The sequence below is a fragment of the Hydrogenivirga sp. genome, from assembly GCF_056450045.1.
The window spans coordinates 1-4,580 of record NZ_JBWONM010000196.1 but is presented as its reverse complement, the minus strand read 5'-3'; the positions used below and the strand labels follow the sequence as shown (position 1 = coordinate 4,580).

The 4,580-nt window shown below is 51.6% G+C and carries 2 protein-coding genes and 1 pseudogene; all 3 read left to right on the top strand.

Annotation, left to right across the window (positions count from 1 at the left end):
- On the top strand, positions 1 to 714 hold a 714-nt coding region (locus AC1HCM_RS08085), incomplete at its 5' end, for a hemolysin family protein (protein WP_479461259.1).
- A gap of 94 nt (positions 715 to 808) precedes the next feature.
- On the top strand, positions 809 to 4,315 hold the full coding sequence (gene dnaE / locus AC1HCM_RS08080; protein ID WP_479461258.1) for a DNA polymerase III subunit alpha: 3,507 nt from the start codon (positions 809 to 811) through the stop codon (positions 4,313 to 4,315).
- 59 nt (positions 4,316 to 4,374) lie between these two features.
- A pseudogene (locus AC1HCM_RS08075) lies at positions 4,375 to 4,580 on the top strand (LPP20 family lipoprotein); the annotation flags it as partial.

The following is a 4,580-nucleotide window of genomic DNA, read 5'->3' as shown; positions in this document are numbered from 1 at the left end:
TCAAAGGGCGAGAAGGAGATGATAGAGAAGGTCTTTGAGATGGACGAGGTTCTGGTCAGGGAGATAATGACACCCAGACCCGATATATTCGCCCTCAGGGAAGACCTGAAGGTTGGGGAGGTGATAGATGAGATAAAGGAAAGGGGGCACAGCAGGATACCCGTTTACAGGGAGAAGTTGGACGATATAAGCGGAGTGGTTCACGTAAAGGACCTTCTACCGGTCAATGTGAACAAAGAGAGGAGGCTTGCAGAATTCAAGAGGGAAGCACTTCTCGTTCCGGAGATAATGACCGTCGGGAGCTTACTTCAGGAGCTGAAAAAAGCCAAAACCCAGATGGCTATAGTGGTTGATGAGCACGGGGCGGTTTCAGGACTCGTGACCATGTACGATATACTCAGGTGGCTCATCGGTGAGGTTCCCGAGGAGTGGGAGGAGGAAAAGGAGATTGAGAAGATATCCTACGATATGTTCAGGATAGACGGCTCCGCCGATATTGAGGAGGTGGCAGAGTTCCTCGGTTTTGAGCTCCCAGAGGACTACGACTACGATACCGTCAGCGGGTTCGTCATGTCCAACCTTGAGAAGATACCCGAGAAGGGCGATGAGTTCGTGTACGATGGCTTTAAGTTCATCGTGGGAGAGGTTGAGAAGAACAGGGTGAAGGAGGTCATCGTTAAGGTGCTAAAAAAGGAAGAGGAAAAGGCGCCTTGATATGAGGAACTTACGAACAGGCTCCTAAGGTCAAGATAGCCCTTCAACATTCGCCGTTCTCCTTCAGAGGAAGAGGGCTAATATCAGATACACAATGCCAGAGGGGGTAAAGAGGGACTTCGTTCATCTTCATCTCCACACCCAGTACTCCTTACTTGATGGCGCCATAAAGATAGGTGACCTTGTGAAGAAGGCTAAGGAGTATGGTTATACAGCCGTAGGTGTATCTGACCACGGAAACCTCTTCGGTTCCTTCCAGTTTTACAAGAGCTTAAAGGCTGAGGGGATAAAGCCTATAATAGGCATGGAGGCGTACTTCACTACGGGATCGCGCTTTGACAGGAAGACAAAAGGCTCTGAAGACAACATAACGGACAAGTACAATCACCACCTCATACTGATAGCCAAGGACGACAGGGGGCTCAAGAACCTCTTCAAGCTCTCAACCTTAGCCTACAAGGAGGGCTTTTACTACAAGCCGAGGATAGATTACGAACTCCTTGAGAAGTACGGGGAGGGGCTCATAGCCCTCACAGCCTGCCTGAAGGGCGTCCCCACCTATTACGCTTCTATAAACGAGACCCAGAAGGCTGAGGAATGGGTAAAGAGGTTCAAGGACATATTCGGGGACGATCTCTATCTTGAGCTTCAGTCCAACGGGCTTGATGAACAGAAGACAGCTAACTCAAACCTGATAAGGATAGCGAAGAAGTACGGTGTGAAGCTCATAGCCACCAACGACTCCCACTACCTGAACCCCGAGGACAGGGAGGCTCACAGCGTCCTCATGGCTATTCAGATGAAGAAGACGATCCACGAGCTCACCCAAGGGAGCTTCAGGTGTGCCAACGATGGGCTTCACTTCGCCTCCCCAGAGGAGGTGTGGAGAAAGTTTGAGGGGAAGTTTGAGGGCTGGGAGGAGGCTCTTCTGAACACCTGTGAGGTTGCGGAGAAGGTCGCCGAGAGCTTTTCCATCTTTGAGAGCTCTTCCTACCTTTTGCCTGAGTATCAGGTGCCTAACGATACCACCTTAGAGGAACACCTCAGGGAGCTCGCCATCAGGGGGCTGAAGCAGAGGATAGCCGGGGGTCAGGCGAGGGATGCAAGGGAGTACTGGGAAAGGCTGGAGTACGAGCTTGACGTCATAAACAGGATGGGATTTGCCGGTTACTTCTTGATAGTTCAAGACTTCATAAACTGGGCTAAGAAGAGCGATGTTCCGGTGGGACCGGGAAGGGGATCGGCTGCAGGCTCTCTTGTTGCCTACGCCATAGGTATCACGGACGTTGACCCCATAAGGCACGGGCTCCTCTTTGAGAGGTTCCTCAACCCTGAGAGGGTTTCAATGCCCGATATAGACGTTGACTTCTGTCAGGACAATAGGGACAGGGTTATAGAGTACGTTAAGGAGAAGTACGGAAGGGAGAACGTTGCCCAGATAATAACCTACAACGTTATGAAGGCAAAGCAGACCCTGAGGGATGTGGCGAGAGCCTTAGGGCTCCCCTACTCAACCGCAGACCAGCTCGCCAAGCTCATACCTCAGGGGGACGTTCAGGGGACGTGGCTCTCCTTAGAGGAGATGTACGAGACCCCCTTAGAGGTGCTCAAGGAGCGCTATGGAGCTCACAGGGGGGACATAGAGGACAACGTGAGCAGGTTCAGAAGGCTGTGCAGGGAAAACCCCGACATTGATAAGCTCGTCCGCATAGCCCTCAGGCTTGAGGGTCTTACTCGCCACACCTCCCTTCACGCCGCAGGCGTCGTTATAGCTCCAAAACCTCTAAGTGAGCTCATCCCCCTTTACTACGACAGGGACGGGGCGGTAGCAACCCAGTACGACATGACCAAGCTGGAGGATCTGGGTCTCCTGAAGATGGACTTCCTGGGTCTCAAAACCCTGACCGAGCTCAAAGCCATAAGGGACCTGGTCAGAGAGAGGCACGGGGTTGATGTGGACTTCCTCAGGCTTCCCATGGACGACAAGAAGGTCTTTTCACTCCTTCAGGAGGGAAACACAACGGGAGTCTTCCAGCTTGAGAGCAGGGGAATGAAGGAGCTCCTCAAGAGGCTCAAGCCCGATACCTTTGAGGATATAGTCGCCGTCCTTGCCCTGTACAGACCCGGACCCCTGAAGAGCGGTCTCGTGGACAGGTACATAAACCGTAAGCACGGAAAGGAGGAGGTCGTTTATCCCTTCCCCGAGCTTGAGGATGTCCTGAAGGAAACCTACGGCGTAATCGTCTATCAGGAACAGGTAATGAAGATGTCCCAGATACTCGCCGGCTTTACACCGGGGGAGGCTGACACACTCAGGAAGGCTATAGGTAAGAAGAAGAAGGACCTCATGGAGAAGATGAGGGAGAAGTTCATAGAGGGGAGCGTCCAAAGGGGATACCCAAGGGATAAGATAACCAAGCTTTGGGAAGATATAGAGAAGTTCGCCTCCTACTCCTTCAACAAGTCCCACTCTGTAGCTTACGGCTACATATCCTACTGGACGGCCTACATGAAAGCCCACTACCCGGCAGAGTTCTTTGCGGTAAAGCTAACTACGGAGAAGAACGACAACAAGTTTATAAACCTTATAAAGGATGCAAAGATAATGGGCTTTAGAATACTCCCGGCGGATGTGAACAGGAGCGATGTCGGTTTTAAGATTGAGGGGGACAGGGAGATAAGGTTTGGAATAGGCAGGATAAAGGGAGTGGGTGAGGAGGCGGCAAGGGCTGTGGTTCAGGCAAGGAAAAGCACCCCCTTCCGCGGGCTTCAGGACTTCGTTGCGAGGGTTGATGGAAGGAAGGTCAACAAGAAGGTCATTGAGGCGCTTGTAAAGGCAGGAGCCTTTGATTTCACCGGCATGAGAAGGGATGAGCTCCTTGAAAGGGTGTCCAGCTCAGGGAAGAACATGTCTTCTCTCGCTCAGAACAGCCTGTTTGGGGGCGGTCCGAAGAGAAAGAAGCTTGATGTAAACGACCTTCTGAGGATGGAGAAGGAGGTCATCGGCTTCTACATATCGGGACATCCCTTGGACAAGTATGAGAAGCTCCTGACGGGCAAATTCACCCCCATAGAGGAGCTTGAGAACCTTGAGAGGGGTTCCGAAGTTACCCTTGCGGGTGCGGTGTCGGGGCTTCAGGTAAAGAAGACAAAAAGCGGGAGCTACATGGCGATCTTCAACCTTATAGACAAGAGCGGTATAGTGGAGGTGATACTCTTTCCAGATACTTACGAGGAGTATAAGGAGAAGCTGAGGGAGGATGGGGTAGTGGTTCTGAGCGGAACCCTTGATGAGGATATAGAGACCGAAAGCCTGAAGGTCCTCGGTAGAGAGCTCTCACTTCCGGAAGAGATTGCGAAGAATGGGGAAGGCTATCTCAGGCTGAGGATAAGGAAGGAGGACGCTATGAACGGGAAGCTCCTGAAGATAAAGGAACTTCTGGACAGGTTTGCCGACCCAGAGGGTGTACAGCTCATGCTTGAGGTTCACGGAAAGGACTTCAAGGCGGTATTAAAGACGCCTCCAGATTACAGAATCAATCCATCTACGGAGCTTCTGAACCTGCTGACCGAGAGATTGAAGGTGAAGGTCTCTGTGTGAATTTTACCCCTTAAAGGGGTTTAAAAATCATATAATATAAGTTAAAGGAGGGTGGAAAGATGAGAAAAGCTCTACTCTTTTCTTTGGCAGGGATCGCAAGCTTAGGTCTGGTGACCTCCTGCGGAGGAAAGAAGGAAGTTAAAACGGGCTTTGAAGAGGACCCCTGTCTCAAGGGGGCACCCGCCTGGGTTCTCAATCCTCAGGTTGAAGGCTCAAAGATAGCGGCTGTGGGCTCCGCAAAGCTGGGTAAGGCTGGACTCCAGTT